This window comes from Enterococcus sp. GPZ-007 (genome assembly GCF_059374735.1).
In genome coordinates this window covers 24,270-41,358 of the sequence record NZ_JCAFYN010000026.1, presented here as the reverse complement: position 1 = coordinate 41,358, position 17,089 = coordinate 24,270, and the positions used below count along the sequence as shown (strand labels likewise).

18 protein-coding genes are annotated in these 17,089 nt (G+C 39.4%); 9 read left to right on the top strand and 9 right to left on the bottom strand.

Going from position 1 to position 17,089, the window contains the following annotated elements; all coding sequences use genetic code 11:
• Positions 1-16: 16 nt before the first annotated feature.
• Both AC4J95_RS13580 and AC4J95_RS13575 read right to left on the bottom strand, forming a co-directional pair.
• Complete coding sequence (locus AC4J95_RS13580; RefSeq protein WP_010745698.1) at positions 17-1,150, bottom strand: substrate-binding domain-containing protein; 1,134 nt, start codon at positions 1,148-1,150, stop codon at positions 17-19.
• A 10-nt stretch (positions 1,151-1,160) separates the two neighbouring features.
• Positions 1,161-1,982 (bottom strand): sugar phosphate isomerase/epimerase family protein, encoded by an 822-nt coding sequence (locus tag AC4J95_RS13575; protein ID WP_494550348.1) that lies wholly within the window; start codon positions 1,980-1,982, stop codon positions 1,161-1,163.
• Positions 1,983-2,189: 207 nt separating this feature from the next.
• On the opposite strand from AC4J95_RS13575, the gene AC4J95_RS13570 reads away from it, so the two are divergent.
• The 6 genes from AC4J95_RS13570 to AC4J95_RS13545 all read left to right on the top strand — a co-directional run bounded on the left by AC4J95_RS13570 (position 2,190) and on the right by AC4J95_RS13545 (position 8,859).
• Positions 2,190-3,089 carry a sugar phosphate isomerase/epimerase family protein gene (locus tag AC4J95_RS13570; protein WP_494550347.1) on the top strand — a complete coding sequence of 300 codons (900 nt, stop codon included), beginning with the start codon at positions 2,190-2,192 and terminating at the stop codon, positions 3,087-3,089.
• Complete coding sequence (locus AC4J95_RS13565; protein ID WP_494550346.1) at positions 3,086-4,141, top strand: Gfo/Idh/MocA family protein; 1,056 nt, start codon at positions 3,086-3,088, stop codon at positions 4,139-4,141. The genes AC4J95_RS13570 and AC4J95_RS13565 overlap by 4 nt, the downstream gene beginning before the upstream one ends.
• Before the next feature lie 241 nt (positions 4,142-4,382).
• Positions 4,383-6,368, top strand: coding sequence for a LacI family DNA-binding transcriptional regulator (locus tag AC4J95_RS13560; protein ID WP_494550345.1), 1,986 nt, complete (start codon positions 4,383-4,385; stop codon positions 6,366-6,368).
• A gap of 181 nt (positions 6,369-6,549) precedes the next feature.
• Positions 6,550-7,191, top strand: coding sequence for a TetR/AcrR family transcriptional regulator (locus tag AC4J95_RS13555; RefSeq protein WP_494550344.1), 642 nt, complete (start codon positions 6,550-6,552; stop codon positions 7,189-7,191).
• The gene (locus AC4J95_RS13550; protein WP_494550343.1) at positions 7,178-8,062 is read left to right on the top strand and encodes an ABC transporter ATP-binding protein; all 885 of its coding nucleotides are present in this window, start codon (positions 7,178-7,180) and stop codon (positions 8,060-8,062) included. Before AC4J95_RS13555 ends, AC4J95_RS13550 begins: the two co-directional genes overlap by 14 nt.
• Entirely contained in the window at positions 8,059-8,859 is an 801-nt protein-coding gene (locus AC4J95_RS13545) for a DUF2705 family protein (protein ID WP_494550342.1), read from the top strand. Before AC4J95_RS13550 ends, AC4J95_RS13545 begins: the two co-directional genes overlap by 4 nt.
• Before the next feature lie 48 nt (positions 8,860-8,907).
• Here AC4J95_RS13545 and AC4J95_RS13540 read toward each other — a convergent pair whose 3' ends face one another.
• The 5 genes from AC4J95_RS13540 to AC4J95_RS13520 form a co-directional block, all read right to left on the bottom strand.
• Positions 8,908-9,180, bottom strand: a complete 273-nt coding sequence (locus AC4J95_RS13540) for a Na+-transporting malonate decarboxylase, carboxybiotin decarboxylase subunit, madB (RefSeq protein ID WP_494550341.1) — start codon at positions 9,178-9,180, stop codon at positions 8,908-8,910.
• A gap of 334 nt (positions 9,181-9,514) precedes the next feature.
• Positions 9,515-10,144: a GyrI-like domain-containing protein gene (locus tag AC4J95_RS13535; protein WP_494550340.1), complete on the bottom strand. Its 630-nt coding sequence runs from the start codon at positions 10,142-10,144 to the stop codon at positions 9,515-9,517.
• Positions 10,145-10,210: 66 nt separating this feature from the next.
• The gene (locus tag AC4J95_RS13530; RefSeq protein ID WP_494550339.1) at positions 10,211-11,098 is read right to left on the bottom strand and encodes a helix-turn-helix transcriptional regulator; all 888 of its coding nucleotides are present in this window, start codon (positions 11,096-11,098) and stop codon (positions 10,211-10,213) included.
• A 110-nt stretch (positions 11,099-11,208) separates the two neighbouring features.
• Positions 11,209-11,505, bottom strand: coding sequence for a hypothetical protein (locus tag AC4J95_RS13525; protein WP_494550338.1), 297 nt, complete (start codon positions 11,503-11,505; stop codon positions 11,209-11,211).
• A gap of 133 nt (positions 11,506-11,638) precedes the next feature.
• Entirely contained in the window at positions 11,639-12,592 is a 954-nt protein-coding gene (locus AC4J95_RS13520; protein ID WP_494550337.1) for a zinc-binding dehydrogenase, read from the bottom strand.
• Positions 12,593-12,723: 131 nt separating this feature from the next.
• Between AC4J95_RS13520 and AC4J95_RS13515 the strand changes: the two genes are divergently transcribed.
• Together AC4J95_RS13515 and AC4J95_RS13510 are read left to right on the top strand one after the other, a co-directional pair.
• Positions 12,724-13,089 (top strand): ACT domain-containing protein, encoded by a 366-nt coding sequence (locus tag AC4J95_RS13515; protein ID WP_494550336.1) that lies wholly within the window; start codon positions 12,724-12,726, stop codon positions 13,087-13,089.
• A 221-nt stretch (positions 13,090-13,310) separates the two neighbouring features.
• Positions 13,311-13,598 (top strand): YtxH domain-containing protein, encoded by a 288-nt coding sequence (locus AC4J95_RS13510; RefSeq protein ID WP_494550335.1) that lies wholly within the window; start codon positions 13,311-13,313, stop codon positions 13,596-13,598.
• 43 nt (positions 13,599-13,641) lie between these two features.
• Here the strand turns inward: AC4J95_RS13510 and AC4J95_RS13505 are convergent, their stop codons facing one another.
• Complete coding sequence (locus AC4J95_RS13505) at positions 13,642-14,145, bottom strand: signal peptidase I (protein WP_494550354.1); 504 nt, start codon at positions 14,143-14,145, stop codon at positions 13,642-13,644.
• Between the two features lie 302 nt (positions 14,146-14,447).
• Between AC4J95_RS13505 and AC4J95_RS13500 the strand changes: the two genes are divergently transcribed.
• Positions 14,448-16,025 carry an MFS transporter gene (locus AC4J95_RS13500; RefSeq protein WP_494550334.1) on the top strand — a complete coding sequence of 526 codons (1,578 nt, stop codon included), beginning with the start codon at positions 14,448-14,450 and terminating at the stop codon, positions 16,023-16,025.
• 47 nt (positions 16,026-16,072) lie between these two features.
• Here the strand turns inward: AC4J95_RS13500 and lplA are convergent, their stop codons facing one another.
• Positions 16,073-17,080, bottom strand: coding sequence for a lipoate--protein ligase (gene lplA, locus AC4J95_RS13495; RefSeq protein ID WP_494550333.1), 1,008 nt, complete (start codon positions 17,078-17,080; stop codon positions 16,073-16,075).
• Positions 17,081-17,089: the final 9 nt, after the last annotated feature.

The following is a 17,089-nucleotide window of genomic DNA, read 5'->3' as shown; positions in this document are numbered from 1 at the left end:
CGTTCACCCTCTACTATCATTTGTCTAATTCTTCAGTGATAAAGCCTGGTGCTTTCTTGTGGTAAACCATTTCATATCCAGAAACAATGGTGTTTCTTTCCACCTTTGTTGCTGGAACAGCCACATAAGAAGGTGTCTCTTTTCCTAATAAAGCATAGGCTGCCATCGTTGCTTCCGCTACACCTTGATCGTAAGGTAACTGAGCGCCCACACCTAAAACTTTTCCTTGGGCAATTTCCTTGGCAATGTTATCACCTAAGTCAATTGAACTGACAAAAACATCCTCGCGCCCAGCAGAGGTAAGCGCTGATAAGACACCCTCGGCAGGAATATCCCAAATTGCGAAAATAGCTTCCAAATCTGGATTTTGCGTCAACATAGCATCAGCAACTTCGGTGGATTGGTTGACATCTGAAAAACCAGTTTTTGCAATGACTTCAATATCTGGATATTTCTTCTTAATCGTTTTTTCAAATGCTTCTAACCGTTGATTCGTCACAAAATAGTCAACATCGTAGTGAATAATTCCAATTTTCCCTTTGCCCTTCAACTTGTCTCCGATCAGTTCCGCTGCGATAACGCCATTTCCGTAATTATCGGCTGAAACAGCTCCAACGTAATTTTCACCAGCAACAAAATTATCAGGCACGTTATCCATAAAGACTAACTTGATTCCACGATCACTTACTCGCTTGAAGGCATCAGATGTCGCTTTGGCATCTGTGGGAATACTAATCATCACATCTGGATTAAGAGCAGTTAAGGTTTCCAAGTCGGATACCTGTTGTTCAACAGAGAAATTTGCATCAGTTGTTCCTACAATATTGATCCCATATTTTTTGAAGGTATCTTCAAGTCCCTTTTGCTGAGCTGAGGACCAATCATTTCCAGCATAATGAAACGAAATTGCTGCTGAATAATTGCCGGCTTTTAATTTTGCGATTTCTTCATCTGTCAGCGTTAAAGAACTGGCGGGTGCGGCTTTTTCACCGTTTGGTCCTGTCGATTTTATGTCGTTTTCATCTAACACTATTTCGTCTTTTCCATCTGTTTTTTCTAACGCATCCTTATTAGCTGCAGAATCCGAGCCGCATCCAGTTGCAAAAAGTAAAATTAATGAAAAAGCGATCATCTTTTTGATAAACTTCATAACTATCCTCCTATACTTCAAAAAATTGTTCTAAAAACTTGTAAGAAGTTTCGCAAGCGTGGCTAGAATCCCCTGAGTAACCATCAATTTCTACTAACCAATCCCCAGAAAAACCATCCTCTTTTAAATAGTGAATTATTTCTTCCAATCGGATGTCCCCTTCGCCCAACGGAACAAATTCTGACCCCTTCAAATCCTTTAAATGAACATATTCGATTCGCTGGCGATATTTTTTGATTAACTCTAACGCATCGCCACCGCCAGCCACAAGATGAGCAATGTCTGGGCAAAAACGAATAGTCGTTAATGAAAACAGCTGCTCAATTTGTTCTGGTGTCTCAACCGCTGAACCTAGATGGGGATGATAACTTGCAATGATGTCATTTTCCTCTGCAAATTGTGCGACTTGATCAAGATTTTGAGCTAACAGCTGATAGTCTTTAGCTCCATTTCCCTTTGCGCGGATCGCTCCGCCGCCAAGAACTAAGTGTTTTGCTCCAAATTTTTTCATATTTTCAATCGTTTTTTTAATACGGAAAAATTCATCTTCGAACGCATCAGTATAAATATAGTTTGCCCCGGTATAAATCCCTAAGATCTTCGTGTTTGTTTCAGCTAAAATCGCTTTCAATTTTTCTGGCGAATCATCAAATTTTTCCAAATTCCCATCAAACAATTCAATGTAGCGATACCCAACTTCAGAGATTTTCTTCGTCACTTCGGCTTCATCAATTAAAGAAAGATATTTTGACTCTCGAACATTGGTGACGCCTCCGCCTGTACCTACTAACCCACCGAAACCATTTGTCATGTATCCAACTTTCAAAATCACCACTCCTTTTACGTAAATTTAATTGTGTTAGCGCTTTCCACAAACATACTCTATCATCGCGCTCGCTATTCGTCAACATTTTTTTCGTTTTTACGCATTTTATTAGCTAAATATCCTAAACTAGGCAGAAAAACATTGAAAAATTTCCCGATCCGTTGTATCTTTGAGATGAAAATATAAAATTTACGTAAAAAGGATGTGTTTTTTATGAAACTAGGATTTTTGACAAGCTGTTTTGACGGATCTTTGTTAGATAAGGTCCATTTGGCTAATCAACTCAACTATTCTCAATTAGAAGTTTCCTTAACGCCAAGTTCGGTCCAGCGTTTGAGCTTTTTCAATGCCCAACTTTTAAATTCCGAGCTCTTTGAAAATGAGGTTCGTATTTCATCTCTAGCTTATTATCAAAATATTTTGACCGAGCAAAAACGCTTAAGACAGATGCATATTGACAATTTGTATGCGCTCATTGACTTCGCTTTTGAAAATGGCATTCCGCAAATCAGTACTTTTTTAGGTCGGGACGCCAGTAAATCAATCGCTGAAAACTTTACTTTGCTAGATTCCCTTGTACGTCCAATCGTGGCATATGCAGACCAATTAAAGATCAAAATCGCCATTGAAAATTGTTCCATGCCGTCATGGGATAAAAATGGATTCCCAGCAACCATTTCCTACAGTCCTGAGCTTTGGGACGAAATGTTTTCAAGGATACCAAATCAAAATTTCGGACTAAATTTTGATCCTTCTCATCTTATTTGGCAAAAAATCGATTATACGAAAGCACTCACTGATTACTACGATAGAATTTTCAACATTCATATAAAGGAAGTTTTTGTTGAAACTGATAATCTCAGCAGATATGGAATTTTTGGAAAACAGATAGAACGGGAGCATCCCTATGATTTTGGTTGGTACAGACCAGCCCCATTAGGATTAGGAAGCATTGACTGGAGAACGATTTTTGAAACGCTGAAAGAGAAGAACTATTCAAAGGATCTTACTTTAGAGTTCAAGAGTGAGAACAAAAGCGAAGCTGAACAAACACTTATTCACTCTAAAAAATATATTGAGGAATGTTTTAATAGAAAGGATGTTTTAACATGAAAAAAAGAGTTGGCTTAGTAGGCTTTGGCGGGATGGGCAAGCAGCATATCAAACGTATCAAGGAGAGCCAATACGTTGAGATCACTGGCATTTTTGATATTGATTCAGACAAGGATTACTCAACAATTTCATCAAAAATCAAAAAGTATGACTCATTGTCAGCTCTATTAGACGATTCCACCATTGAGATCGTTTTGATAGCAACACCAAACGATACCCATAAGACGATCGCCATTCAGGCTCTGCAATCAGGAAAACATGTCATCTCAGAAAAGCCTGTTACGTTGAATACTTCAGAATTAAAAGAAATTTTAACAACTGCAGAAAAATGCGGGAAAAAATTTACCGTCCACCAAAATAGACGTTGGGATGAAAATTTTTTAATCACCAAAAAATTACTCGAAGAAAAAAAGCTGGGTGAGCTGTTATATGTTGAAAATCGCGTACAAGGTTCTCGCGGGATTCCAAAAGATTGGCGCAGAAATAAAAATCAAGGCGGCGGTATGCTACTAGATTGGGGTGTTCACTTAATAGACCGAATACTATTTCTATTTCCAAATCAAAAAATAATTAGTCTACATGCTACTTTAACCTATTTTTTGAATCATGAAGTGGACGATGGGTTTAAAATAGAAATTGTTTTTGATTCATTGAAGAAAGCCTATTTAGAAGTTGGAACGACCAATTTCATCGAATTACCTGAATGGTATGTTGTTGGATCGATTGGAACAGCTGTCATTGAAGACTTTGAACTCAACGGAAAATTTGTAACCTTGACTGGAGAGTTAGCAAAAGAAGCCGTTCCGGTCGAAACTGGTGCCGGTCTCACAAAAACCATGGCCCCGAGAAATGATAATTCTGTTGAAACGTTTCCTTTGCCTTATGTCGAAAGTAACGTCGTTGAGTTTTATGACAATTTCGCCCAAGCAATTGACGGGAAAGCTGAGCCTTTTATCAAAAATGAAGAACTAATACGACTAACGACAATTATCGATGCTTGTTTTGAGGCCTCAAGAAAAAATGAAGTCCTCCATTTTCCAAATGGTCTTTAGTAAGAAAACGAATCTGGTAAAAGCAGAAAACACTTTAACAACAATGGCTAAGTGTTTTCTGCCAAGGACAATTTCCAAAAACCTTTACTAAAAAACCAATTTGCTTTCAGTATTCTTCAAGGTAAGTATTCATTACTGCCGCTCGTGATTCGCTGACTTCTTTGTCAATTATAAAAACGTTCACTTTACTGATTCCTTGTAGTATGATGTGAATTAGATAAAAATAGAAAATGGTGATTTTTTGACGACTATTAAAGAAGTAGCGGAAATGGCTGGCGTTTCTGTAGCTACAGTTTCTCACGTTGTTAGAAAAACTAGATATGTTAGCCCTGAGTTAGAAAGAAAAGTAGAAGAGGTCCTCTCTTCGCTTGATTCTGTTCCAAATTTTGTCCTAAAGCAAAATAAAAAAAATGAGAACAAAGTACAAATCCTATTGGTGTACGTACCAAACTTTTCTGACAAATTTCAAATGGGTGTTCTAGCAGAAATTCGCCAGCAGCAAACAAATAAAAATGTCGTAGTTATTCCTGTCGAATATCAAGATATAACGAAGGAATTTGAGGTGATGTTTGATAGCTTCGCTGAAAAAATTATTGGTCAAATATTAATTTACTCAGAAAAGGTTGAACCAGTATTTCCTAAAAAATTTTACAAGATTCCGTTTGTAATAATCAGTACCAATAACTATGAAACGATTACTCTGCCATCCATTTCAAGTGATAGTCGTGCCGGGGTAGAGCATGCAACCAATCATTTAATAAAAAGTGGTCATTCTAGAATTGCCTATATAGACTTTTCTGATAAAGTGGAGAACGATTCGCTTCTAGGCTTTAAACAGGCTTTTCAAAAAAGCCAGTTGGAGATTGATGAGGATATTGTTTCAACTAGACGACTTTCCGAAAAGGAACTGCTTGAAAAGCTGCATGAGTTATTTTTACAGGATAATCTTTACCCGCCAACTGGTATCTTTGTTGATCCAATAATTATCAATGAAGTGATTGGTTATTTTAGCAAAACAGGTTATCGTATCCCAGAAGATATTTCTGTCATTTCCTTAGGCAGCGAATCTTGGTATTCACTATGCAATCCAGCCATTACTAGTATTGAACATGATTTTTCTAGCATCGTTTCTGAAGCTTTGAATATCCTCCACTCGTATTCGGCAGATTTGCAGGTAAAAAAGGTCGTTCCAACTACCTTCCATTTACAAAATTCCACCTCAGGAATTGCCAAGGGACCGTTTGGTGAGAAAGCCTACTCCATTGACAGTATTATGCTCACGGAAAAAGAGATCGCTGAGATAAAACAAACGAAAAGAACCGCAGTCATCTCTTTCCACTATACGGGAGCTTCTTGGATGAACCTGCATGAAGCCGGGATAAATAAACTATTTAATGAACTTAACATCAACATTATCGGTGTAACTGATGCTCACTTCGATTCTGATCTACAAAACAAACAGATCGACAGTCTCCTGTCATTAGAGCCGGATATTTTTATTGCGATTCCAACTGATACCGCTAAAACCGCCGAGGCCTTTAAAAAGATTGTTGACAGCCCTAGTCAATTAATCTTGATCACCAATGTTCCAAAGGGGTTAACCCCTAACGATTACGTGTCGGTCGTATCAGTAAATGAGCTTACCAACGGAAGACTTGCTGCCAGAGGCTTGTGCGAACAAATGGCTGCTAATGGAAAAACTAAAATCGGTCTAATGACCTTCGACTCTGATTTTTATGCCACCAATCAAAGAGATACCTCGGCACAACAGCTGATTGATGAGGATTTTCCGGCAATGGAAATAGTAGCGAACTCCTCCTTCAAAAGTGAAAGTGAGGTCTTTGATAAAACCTTGGAGCTGTTGGCTGAACACCCGGAAATAGAAGGTCTCTATATCTCATGGGATGGACCGGCGCAACAAGTCATCAAGGCATTAGCTACTCTAGACCGTTTAGATGTCATTGTTGGAACAGTCGATTTAGACTTTTCTTCCGCGTTAGTGATTGCTGAGGATGGACCGATAAAATGCGTGAGTGCGCAACAGCCCTTCGAACAAGGAAGAGCCATCGCTTTGGCCGCAGCACAATCGATTCTGCAAAAACATGTACCTAGCTTCATCGGAATAGAACCACTCATGGTTAATAAGGGGAATTTACTCAACTCATGGCGGACTATCTTTAAAGAAGAACCGCCCAAAGAATTACGAGAGCTGCTTGCTAGAAAGTAAATTTTATACACAAAAACGGAGCGCCTCTGAGACTAGTTTCAGAGGCGCTCTATGAGTATAAAAATATTTTGTCACCTACATCCGATTGACCACCCGGTCATAAAATGTTACACTGTACTCGAACGATGAAAGAAATATTTTTTTTAAAAACAAAATGACCACGTGGTCAGGAGGGCAGTATATGGCAATAGAAACTTTTTTTAACTTACCATTGGACAAACGAGAAAAGATCACGCAAAAAGGAATCGAGATTTTTACAAAATATCCTTATGGAGAAGCCAGTACCAATCAAATCACAAAGGAATTAGGGATTTCAAAGGGCAGCTTATTTAATTATTTCGGCAGCAAAAAAGAATTTTACCTCTATCTATTACGTGATAGTATTGAAGACTTGATGTCAGTGAAGCAGGATATTACCGCAAACAATTTTTACGATATTCTCTTTGAAAGCATGGAGAATAAAATGACTCTGTACTCTTCCAAAGCAAAAGAAAAGATTCTTTTTGTAAACCAAGCGGCTAAGGAAACGAACATCGAGGTTGTGAAAGAAAAGCAAGAAATCATTCAGAAGTATATGCTCCAAGCTCAGCAGCAATCAGCACAGGTTCTTCAAAAAGCGATCGCTACTCTGCCAATCAAAAAAGATTCTGAAAAGCTTTTACAGGGAATGACCCTTTACATCAATACGATCATTATGCAATACCTCACGTTGTACAAAGATACACCAATGGAATTCTTCCAAAACAAGGACACGATCGAAAAGGAAATAAGGGAATACTTAGACATCTTACTCTATGGGGTGATCGAAAATGAACATGATTAACATTGAACATCTTTCAAAAAGCTATGGCCAATCGCGAGGAATCGAGGATATCAGTTTTTCTGTAGACCCGGGTGAAATCATTGGATTGATTGGTCCAAATGGCGCTGGCAAATCGACGTTGATCAGGCTACTTCTCTCCTTCATTTATCCTAATAGCGGCGAAGCACAGATTGACGGGATTAATTGTATTCACGAGGCGAAAAAAATCAAAGAGATCGTGGGCTATGTCCCTTCGGAAATCAACTTCTATGAGGATATGACGGTTGCCGAACTGCTGCTCTACTCCGCCCGCTTCTACAAAAAAGACTGTGAACGGCGAGCTACGGAATTGGCTCAGCTGTTGGAACTGGACCTGACAAAAAAGATGACCGCCCTATCCTATGGAAATAAAAAGAAGGTCGCGATCGTACAAGCATTGCAGCACCAGCCAAAAGTATTGATACTAGATGAACCGACTGGCGGGCTTGATCCGCTGATGCAAAATAAATTTTTCGCTCTTTTAGAGCAGGAGAAAGAAAAAGGAACAACCATTTTGTTTTCTTCTCATATTTTACGTGAAGTGCAAAAAGTATGCGATCGGATCGCGATTATCCGCGAAGGGAAGCTTTTGAAGCTTGAAAGGATTGATGCGCTGCAAGAAAGTCATTTCAAGCAAATTGAGTTAGAGTTTTTTGACCGGCCTGCCTCCTTTAATGTACCAAATAGTTCAAATCATCAGATTGTTGGAAACCATGTGACCTTCTTATTCTCAGGAAATATCAATGATTTGATCGATTCTTTACACCACGAAGCAATTAAAGATATTTCTATCCTTGATCCATCTTTAGACGATGTTTTCTTACACTACTATGAAAGGGTTGAAGCGAAGTGAACCTTTTGTTAAGAGAGTTGAAACGTAATCTTGTTGCTTGGAGTATTTGGCTGGTCCTCCTGATTGCGGTCAATGCAATGATGCTCGCCAGCTTTGAATCTGTCGCGGAAATGGCGAAAAACACGGAAGCCATGTTAGCCCAGTATCCAAAGGAATTTGTTCAGGCCTTGAGTCTCGATCGTTTGAATATGACGGATATCTTACACTTTTACGCCAGCCGCTCCTTTTTATTAGTGACGATTTTCGGCAGTGTATATGCGATTCTACTATCTTCCTCCATTTTGTCAAAAGAGGAAAGTGAAAGGACGATCGAATTTTTACTTTCAAAACCGATCAACCGTGCTTCGTTGATAACCTCTAAGTTGTTGTGCCCCTTGATCTATGTCACTCTGTTTGATCTTTTCTTCTCGGTTAGTAATTGGTTTCTCATGAATCACTTCAAAATTTATGATTTTGATACTAAGGGATTCCTGTTCATCTCCCTTGGTGCTTGGGCGATCCATTTGATTTTTATGTTTATTGGGTTTGTCTTATCTGCTTATATCACAAAAACACGAACCAATACTGCCATTGCATTAGGTATCGTTTTCTTGGGCTACTTCCTTAGTATCTCCGCCTCATTAAAAGAAAAGCTTTCCTTTCTCAACTACCTTTCTCCCTTCAGTTACTTTAATACTGAAGATTTAGTGATTGGGAAAACCATTCAAACACCTTATCTTTTCATCACACTCATAGTGATTATATTCTGTATTGGAATAAGCTATTATCACTATGGGAAAAAAGACATCGCTGTTTGAACACGTTTAAAAAGCCTATCAACTACATGCTGATAGACTTTTCTTATGCTAATTTTTTTCTTTAACGGCTTTTGGTGCTACAAGTAATGCGCACATTGCTAAACCTAATACGATAAACAAGACTGCACCCATGACATTTCCTTTAGTAAGCATCGCAAAGGCGATTGTTCCGAAAAGACTTGCTACGGTTAGAACGATGCCTGATTTTTGGATCCCTGTCAGTTTGGCGAAAGTATTTCTAAAACCGATCGTCAATAATAATGAGCCGACAAATGAAGCGATACCAAATATAATGTGACCAACTAGAATAAGATTTTCCATGTCCTCACCTCCCTCAGGACCACTATACTAGAAAGCCCGAAGGAAGACTAAAATTGTGCCCGAGAAGCAAAAAACTGGACTGCTCATGCTCGCGATAGTAAGTTCTCAAACAACGCTACAACAGGGTTGGGTTAGAGAGAGGTTAGAGACTTAACCGTTTTTGCGATTCATGAGTAATCCAGAGCTTGTCCAAAGGGAACGAACGAGTCATCCCCTCTGTTCATTTATAGTATAAATGATTTTTTTTGCTAAACCTTCCCCATTTTGGGTGATGGCGGTACTTTCATTTTTTTTAGATTCTATTAAATTATAAGTTTCGTTTGCTATTTTTTGATTACTTTACTTTATACCTTAAGATGGTTTGACGTTTTTCCGGTGCAGTCTTTCTAGCGTCATTCAGATAGATTTCACGATGTTCGAAGCTCCTGCGTTTCAATCCATTATCTGCAACGAACTGATCCATCTTTCTAAAAGAAGCTGGTTCATCATCAAATGAACCCCGATGCAGAACTTGGACACATTTTCCATCTTCAATCGTTTCAAAATTCAGTTCCTGCAGCAAAGCATTCGGCTCCTTCTTTGCTACGGCCGCTACTGAACTTTCGAACATTTCTTGTGTGATCCAATCAGGCTGCCGCAGCATAATTTTGTATTCGAAGCTTTCCTTATCGGTGATATCAGCGGTATTTTTCGTGGACCAGATACCTTCTAACGGAAAGATCGCAAATTCTGAATACTCAAAGTCCTCTTGTAACTCCAGATGTGCTTTGTAAAATTTTTTGAAGCCCATCTTGATGCTCCAGGCGACTGGATAAAGCACACCGACCCGATCCGAGAAATCTGGATTGTTTGGATTGCCTTCTCCTTTAATCGTGAGAAATTTCTGCGGCGGCACTGTCACGATTTCCGGCTGCTTTTTCGTACCGTATAAATGCTTCTCTTGTTTTTTCCAATCATACTTCATTTCTTTTCCCTCACTTTCTACTTTGACTTCATTATAGCGAGCAAACCCTGTCAGCTCGTGTCAGGTTTAGTAAATCATTTTAAGTTGATTGATTTTTTTGATCAATTCGTTTCGGACAGACTCAGGCGACAGGACTTCTACTTGTCCGCCGAAGGAAAGGAGAAAGCTATATAGACTATCATTCACCGGATATTCTTGTGAAACGAGTAAACGGCCATCTGCTGCCTGTTCAACCCGATCATAATTTTCGTAAACCCGGTACGCCATTTCAGGAACAAAGGCTAGCTGAACCAATTGCTTATCAGCAGAATAAATCTTTTCCGACTGGAGCACCTTCTCTGGCGCTGCCCGTTCGAAATGTTCTGTTGTCAGCTGCAGGTCTTTGATTCGTTTCAACTTAAACAGCCGATTTGCCTGCCTCTCACAGCAATAAGCATATAGATACCATTCTCTTGCTTTAAAAATCAGCTTCAGTGGCTCAACTTTGCGATCAGAGCCTGGTTTTTCTCGGCTAAAATAACGAAAACGAATCCGGTTTTTTTGAAAAATCACCTTTTGCATAATTTGGAATAGCTCTTCACTTTGTGGATGCCAATCTGAGAAATCGATCTCGATCCAGTTAGTCGTCTGCTTCTGAAAAACGCTGCCTAATTTTTTTAACAGCGCTTGATTTTTTTTTTCATCCACTCCGCTTAATCCTTGCAAAGCTGTCAATATCTGCTGCTGTTCCGCCTCTGAAATCAGTGATCGGTTCAAGACAAAATTTTCCGGCAGAAAAATCCCGCCACCTTTTCCTTGCGTCGTGTACACAGGAATGCCCGCGGCACTCAAAATATCTATATCGCGATAAATCGTTCGAATCGAAACCTCAAATTTCTCTGCCAGCTCCGGTGCTGTGGTACTCCCCTTATCCATCAAATAATAAACCATCTGGAACAAACGATATTCCGCCACAGTACTCACCTCCATCATTAGTATAGCATCGTAAACCAGCAAACACGTGTCAGGTTATAAAAAAGCCCTTCTTCACTGATGCTTATGTGAAGAAGGACAAGCGAATAAGTCTATCTATTGATAAAAGCTAAGACGAAACAGATGACTGATATGGCAAAACACGCATAACCAGAATATCTTCCTAACTTAAGTTCAAAGGCTGTGTAGGTCTCACCTTTTGAACTAATCAAGTTAGCCAGAAAATAGTATTTTTTAAAAAGGATTAGGACTGCTGCCATACCTGAGACTATTCCAAAGATCAAAAGTTCATAAAAAAAATGTATAAAGCCCATGTAGTTAAGTACGATTGGAACAACTATAGCTAATGCAAAAAGATACTTAATGATCGCCTGTTTTGCTTTACTCATCCAAACTTTCCTCCTAAAACTACTACTTTTTCTTTAATGATAAAGAACGTTGAATTACTTTTCAATAGATTTCGACCCTGCTCCCAGCTAAAAACACCACATGAAAGTGCATGTGGTGTTTGCTTGATCGGCTTTATGGTTTCAACAACACTTTCCCGATACTCTTTCCCGTTTCTAAATACTCATGAGCCTGTTTGCCTTCTGAGAGGGAAAAGATGGTTGGTTCGCTGATTTGAATCTGTCCTTTGGTGAAATAGCTGAATAAGCGTTCACTGCGGGTCTTTCGTTCATCATAGCTAATCAAGTAATCCCATAAATCTCCGGTCAAAAGGCTTTTCGATTCAGACATCAATGCAACCGGATCAATCTTTATTGGATCACCGCCAGCCATACCGAAGAAGACGACTTTGCCACGATGCTTGATCAAGTCCAAGCTTTGCTGAAGGGTCAACCCGACGCCATCATAAGCAGTTGCAAATTGTCCTTCAATCGTTTCAACCCAAGCATTTTCTCGGCTTGGATAAACTTCCTTCACGCCATGGGACAGCGCCAATGCCTGTTTTTCTGCTGATGAAGCGGAACCGAAGACTTCAATGCCATCTGCGACAAGCATTTGCGAGAGTATTTGTCCGACTCCGCCACTGATGCCTGTGATGAATACTTTTTCACCAGGAAGATTCTTTCCAAGATCATGGGCAAGGAAATCGGCAGTCATTCCCTGCAGTCCGATACTTGCAGCTAGTTTGCTGTCGATACCGGCTGGTAATTGAATTGCTTGATCACTGGGGACTGCTACATATTCAGCATTCGCGAATGGTACATCGACAAACAAGACAGTCTCTCCGACCTTTTGCTTCGTAACATCGGCTCCGATCTCTACCACGACTCCGGCGCCTTCGTAGCCATTGATATATGGGTTATGTTTTTCAATATGGTACTCGCCGCGCCGGCGATAGATATCCGCGAAATTCAAGCCGATATACGCCACTTTTACTAATACATCATTTTTTCCGATCTTTGGTTGAGGTAGTTCACCGTATTGCAGAACTTCGCTGCTGCCAAATTGTTCAAAGTACAAAGCTTTCATTCCTAAAATCCCCCTTTGCTGATTTTCTCAAATATACTATGGAGTCATTTTTTCAGCAAAAAATCAGATTGCATTCCTGCAAGACCTCTGCTAAATTTAAATGACTATGTGGCAATGAAAGGAGATTTTCAATGAAATTAGTAACTTTACCATTAGAATTATCTGTCTATCAGGTCGCTGACCTAAAGACGGTGGATCTGACACAGCAGCCACTTTTTATTGGTGTGACGGATGAAGAAACGTCGATCGTTTCCGCAACGGACAATGTGCCTACGGACACGATCAAGCGAGAAGATGGCTGGAAAGGCTTCAAGATCGAGGGTGTATTGGATTTTAGTTTAGTCGGGATTCTAGCCAAAATTTCGTCCTTGCTGGCTGACGCGGGCATCAGTATTTTTGCCATCTCAACCTATAACACCGATTATATCTTGATCAAAGCCGATAAATATGATGCTGCCGTGACGACCTTGCAAGAAGTTGGATATACTATCGCTTAAATCTATCCAAAAGAGCCCTTTGCAGGCTCTTTTTTCATCTATTTGTCATTCTTTTTATTATTCCAGCCTTTTTTCCGAGAAGAAGATACAACTTTGGTAGGACGTAACGCTTTCGTTTTTCTCTTATTATGAGAGTGTAGTAATAAATCGGAAAATAAAAAACAGTGTTTTTGAAATTAGCGGATTTTGCCAGAGTCAGAATAAACCAGGAGGTATTGGAAATGAAAAGAAATCGTTTAGATGTTACTGTATTAGTATTAGGACTTGTTTGTATTGGAATGATCACGGTCAATCGCTACATTCTTCGCCCTATTTGGAAGAGCGAGTTTCGAACAGAGATGCGAGAAGTGAAAAAGGAAATTCAAGAGGATTTAGACGACAGCAAAGATGAAATCAAAGAAGCTTCTAAAGAAGTCAAAAAAGAGTTGAAAGAAACTCGTCAGGAAGTAAAAGAAGACATGAAAGATACCCAAGATGAAGTGAAAGATGAGTTGAAGCTTTCGTATTAGATAGATAACTGCTAAAAAGACCTCTCTTGGTAAAGGTCTTTTTTTATTCGACTTGCTGGCGAAATTTCTGCTTCAGTTCTGTATGCAAAAATAAAGTAGATAAGGTCATCAGAATAGCACTGATGAATAGTGTGCTTTTTAAAATATTCATTACTTTTGCATCGGCAAGAACTCCTATGTAGGGTAGATAAAAATGAGGCCGCCCAATCAAATTCCGTTTATGGACCAATCCCATCTCGGCTTTATCGGAGTTATCCCCTTTGACAAAATAGCCGTCGATTTTATTATCTACTGCTAATACGCGCCGTGTTTTGATGGCCTTCCCTTGGTTCTCATAATAAGTGATTGTATCGCCGACATGGATGGGATCCATCACATCCTTCACAAAAACTAAACCACCCTGATGATATTCCGGAGCCATTTTATTGTCCGAAATCACATACGGCGTGACATCCAGCACCTTTGGAATAACAATGGTCAGTATTGCTAGCAGAAATAAAGAAAAAATCGATACTGCATATACAACCGTTATTTTTTTATTCTTCATCACCCTCTTCTACCTCCCTATAAAAAGAAAAAAATCTTATCTCCATCATATCACATTAATCAAAAAAATCGAATTTTTAGTTGTTAATTGAATAAAAATTTGAATTAATTTTGACAGATTTCCTCAATATGTTACTATTATTGTAGATTATATTGCTATTTATTTTCTTTTTTTGAATGAAAGGGTGTTATTCCATCATTGCTAATCTAGCCGACAAAAAGCTGTCTCGCTTGCGGACAAAAACAAACTCCATATTAATAATTGTAGTTATTTTAATTATTGTTTCAGTTAGTATATTCACAGTGAATAATGAAATAAAAAAAACGAATGTTTCTGAATTGAAAGATCGTTGGACCTTTATCGTAAAAGACCATTCGGATCATTATGTTTTTGGCAAAACGGAGCAACGATTGAAAAATGTCCAGCCCAATAATGCGCTGGTTATGCAGCAGCAGCTGGAAATGACCCTCAAAGATCCTCAGCTGGTCGTTCGAACCAATCACCAATGGGTCTCGGTCTTTATTGGAGAAAAACTTATTTACAAATACGGTGCTGATGCAAACCATAGTGAACCAGGCCTGCTGCAAACGACAATTCGTCTGCCACAGGATTATCAGCAGCACAAATTACGGATCGTCACGAAGACTCCCTATGAATACTACGCTGGGATTCCCGCCCAAGTTTTCATTGGTGAAGGTGCGGAGGTCAGCCGCTATTTTATTCTCCGTTCTTTGCCGCAATTCTTACTTTTGATCCTTTGCTCCACCTTGATCGTTCTCTTGCTGGTCCTGCTCTTTTTAAGACCAAAAAGATCAAAAAGGCAATTTATCTCCGCACTCTTGTTGATTGGCTTCACGGTTTTGGTTGGATTACAGTCGATCGTTTTAAATGTTCCTGCCGGTACGTTATTTGGTCCAAAAACCTTATCGATTATTTACAATCTAACGGCTATTCTGATTCCTGTCTTTTTAACCAACTACTATTTACTACGGGCAAAAAAATATCAGCATTATTATCTTTACGGTGTTGCTTCACAGGTTTTTCTTTTAATCATTGGTCTGCTTTGTATCGCCGCTGGCAAATTATCCTTACCTATCGCGATGCAGATTTTCAGCGGGTTCAATGTCTTCATGACCCTATTTACCTCAGCGGTCGCTTTGGCGGAGTCTGCTGATCATAATCGCTTTTACACCATTTGTTCTCCGGGAATCATCATGGCTGCTTTTATCCACTGCTTCTTTTATATCCAGCTGTTCGCTGGAGCAGCCAACTTAACAACGGATTGGCCCTTGATCCTATTTAGCGGACTGATGATTCTGATCTCCGGTTATCAGTTTGAAGAAGATATCACATTTATCCAGCACTACCGAGCGAAGCAGCAGGAAAATGCTCAACGGTCGATTGTAATCAAAGAAAAACAGCAAAATTTACTAATGACCTTTACGCTACTGGCTGAAAAAGAAGCCTATAGCAACAATCAAATACCTGCATTAACGCATCTGCTTCAAGAGATGCAGGCTTACTATCAAAAAGAATTTCGCAAACAAGCCAAATTTTTCTCCTGTCAATTGCTTGTTGAACAGGAAACAGTCATGGTAGTTGAGGAAAACATCGCTTTATTAATCCAGCTGTTTGAGAAATTTCTGAATGATCCAAATTTTGGCAGCATCGATATTTCCATTAAGCAGGAGCATACGCAGTTGATTATCGAAAGCAGTACGAGTGCCTTCACGCGCCATACCTTCGATGAAGCAGTCGCGAAAACAACTCCCATCGATCATCATCCAGAAATAGAACAGGCAGTCAAACGTTCAAATGGCGAATGGCATTGGCAAAACAAGGAAAAGCAACAATACTTTAAGATCACTTTGGATATATAAAAACGACCTTCCGATTTTCGGAAAGGTCGTTTTCTTTTAGGTATGTTTTAGTAGATTAATGATAAGAAATCTTCTTTGGTGATATTCCCAAAGTAATGGGTCAGATCGATTTGATCAATACTTTCTTCTAAAGCTTGTTTCTCATAGCGGGTACCGATCAATTGATTTTCTACATCTTTGATTTCGCCTAACCCGAAGAAGTCGCCGAAGACCTTGGCTTTTTCAATCTCACCATTGGCAACATCCAGACGGACTTCGATCGAGCCAATCGGGAAACGTTTTTGCCGTTCTAAGTTAAATTCTGGTGAACGACCATAATTCCAATCCCAGTTCCTATAGTATTCATCTGAGATTTGATTGATGGCTTTCCAATCTTCCTCATTCAACTCATGAGTCTTCACTTGGTCAACACTATCCACGCCGAAAATTTGTAATAAAATCGCTTGGCGGAATTCTTCTGTTGTCATAGCTTGTTTATCAGCTGGCAAGAAATCCTTGATGTTTGTTACACGTGAACGGATCGATTTGATCCCCTTTGATTCGATCTTGTCTTTTTTGACTTTTAAGGCATTCACAACTTCATCGATATCACTGTCGAACATCAGCGTACCGTGAGCAAACATCCGGCCATTTGTCGAATACATCGCATTACCGGAGAATTTCTTGTCGTCAATTACTAGGTCATTGCGTCCTTTTAACTGTGCACCTTCGATCCCAAGCTTATGCAGTGCTTCCACGATCGGTTCGGTCAATTTCTTGAAATCTCTAAAGGAGTTGCCATCATCCGGCATAATGAAGCTAAAGTTCAAATTTCCAAGATCGTGATATACGGCGCCTCCGCCACTTAAGCGACGAACGACATGGATGCCTTTTTCGTCCACATACTCTTTATTAATCTCTTCGATCGTATTTTGATTGCGACCGATAATGATGGATGGTTCATTGATGTAGAAAAGTAAGATTGGTTCATCTAACGGCATATTCTGCAACAGATAAGTTTCGATGGCAAGGTTTACTCGCGGATCACGTTCTTTGTCATTTGGTACGTATAGCATGTTTCCAGC